This is a genomic window from Trebonia sp. (genome assembly GCF_049794275.1).
GTDB lineage: Bacteria > Actinomycetota > Actinomycetes > Streptosporangiales > Streptosporangiaceae > Trebonia.
On record NZ_JBARCR010001261.1, the window covers coordinates 1 to 1,559 of the forward strand.

Consider the following 1,559-nt stretch of genomic DNA (forward strand, 5'->3'; position numbering starts at 1 on the left):
CGGCGGTCCAGCTCCCCTTGCTCGCCGGGCCGGCCGGGGGTGCCCGGCGTGCCTGGCGCTCCCGGCGCGCCTGGCGCTCCCGGCGTGCCGAGCTCGCCGAGGATCTCGCGGAGCCGGTCGTGCACGGCCTCGAGCGCCGCGGGCCGGTCGTCGAGCGGCAGGTCGTCAAGGGCGGCGAGACCGGCGATGGCCTCGTCCACCCGGGAGTCACCGGTGCCTTCGTGAGTCGGCTGCGTACGTTCGGGATCCATGTTTTGATTTTCCTCCGGCTCAGGGAGACCAGCGCGCTACCCGGAATGCGCTACCCTCCGCGTGAACGGTACCGCCCATTGAGGAACGAGGCGCACATGAACTCGGCTGAACAGTGCCGTGAAGCGCTGCAGAAGCTGGCGAGCAGGCTGTCCGAGCTGAACCCCGCCGACCGGGACGCGTATTTCGGCAACCAGACGATGAGCGTCACGATTCCCGATCTCGGCGTTACGTTCGGGACCAGGCTGGGCTCAGGGGACGAACAGGTGCGGGAGATCGGGCCTGACGAGCCGCCCGCCGACATCAGGCTGACCGCGAACAGCGACGAGGTGGTGTCGCTCGCCGAGTCACCGATGAACATCGCCCGCGCCTGGGTGGCGGGCCGGGTGAAGATCGACGCGAGCATGAAGGACCTGTTCCGGCTGCGCAAGCTGCTGTAACGCGGCGTCCGGCGAGGCGCGGCCGGAGCCCGCGCTAACACCGCACGTTTTTGTCCGCGCAGGGTCTGGCGGGCGCCTGGAACTCGGCGCTCAGCTGGGACACCACGCCGTTGCCCAGGTCCGTTGTCACGGTCTCGCCGGTGTAACCGCCGTCGGAGTTCACCTGCGGGGTGGTGCGCCGGCCGTCCGCGTAGCCGGCGGCGTAGAGGAAGAGGTAGCGCCCGGCGGTGGTCTTCGCGGCGTAAGTCTCGCGGGCGCTGCCGGTGAACAAGCTCGCCACGGTGCCGGGGAAGCTGAGCGCCAGCAGGCCGCCGTGGCCGCCCGCCACAAAGGTGCTCTGCGCTCTGAGCGCGTCGCCCGGACTGCGCAGCACCGCGATCCCGATCGTCGCCACCGCGGTCTGCGAGGCGTCGGTATACGTGGCGCGGAGCACGGTCACACAGCCGGACGCCGCCAGGACGGGCGCCGCCGCGGCGTCCACCGTGCTGCCACATGGCGCCTGCGGGGCGATGCCGACCAGCGTGGCCGTGGTCCGTCCCCCGAACGAGTCCAGGTAGGAGACCGAGGACGGGAAGATCCGCCCGGCGCTCAGTCGCTGCCACTGGACCGCGAACTCGCGCTGCCCCGCGGCGGAAATCTGCGCCTGGCTCGGGTGCCTCGTGGCCATCGCCACCACACCTGCGGCGCCGCCGCCCGCCGCGCCCAGTCCCAGCAGCAGGATCAGGCCGATCATGATCCAGAACAGGAGGGGGCGTCTCCCGGCCGTCGCGGTGACAGCGCTCATCGCAGGTCCACCCAGCCTTCCGGAGATTGCGGGGCGTCCGGCGGCGGCGCCGGGTCCCACGGCGCCTGCGGCGCTCGGTCTCTGGG

At 71.8% G+C, this 1,559-nt stretch carries 2 protein-coding genes and 1 pseudogene; 1 reads left to right on the plus strand and 2 read right to left on the minus strand.

Annotated elements, in window-relative coordinates; all coding sequences use genetic code 11:
- Positions 1 to 251: pseudogene (locus WA805_RS30830) on the minus strand (hypothetical protein); the annotation flags it as partial.
- A gap of 96 nt (positions 252 to 347) precedes the next feature.
- On the opposite strand from WA805_RS30830, the gene WA805_RS30835 reads away from it, so the two are divergent.
- Positions 348 to 689, plus strand: coding sequence for an SCP2 sterol-binding domain-containing protein (locus tag WA805_RS30835; RefSeq protein ID WP_422291046.1), 342 nt, complete (start codon positions 348 to 350; stop codon positions 687 to 689).
- Between the two features lie 34 nt (positions 690 to 723).
- Here WA805_RS30835 and WA805_RS30840 read toward each other — a convergent pair whose 3' ends face one another.
- Positions 724 to 1,473 carry a hypothetical protein gene (locus WA805_RS30840; RefSeq protein WP_425244088.1) on the minus strand — a complete coding sequence of 250 codons (750 nt, stop codon included), beginning with the start codon at positions 1,471 to 1,473 and terminating at the stop codon, positions 724 to 726.
- Positions 1,474 to 1,559: the final 86 nt, after the last annotated feature.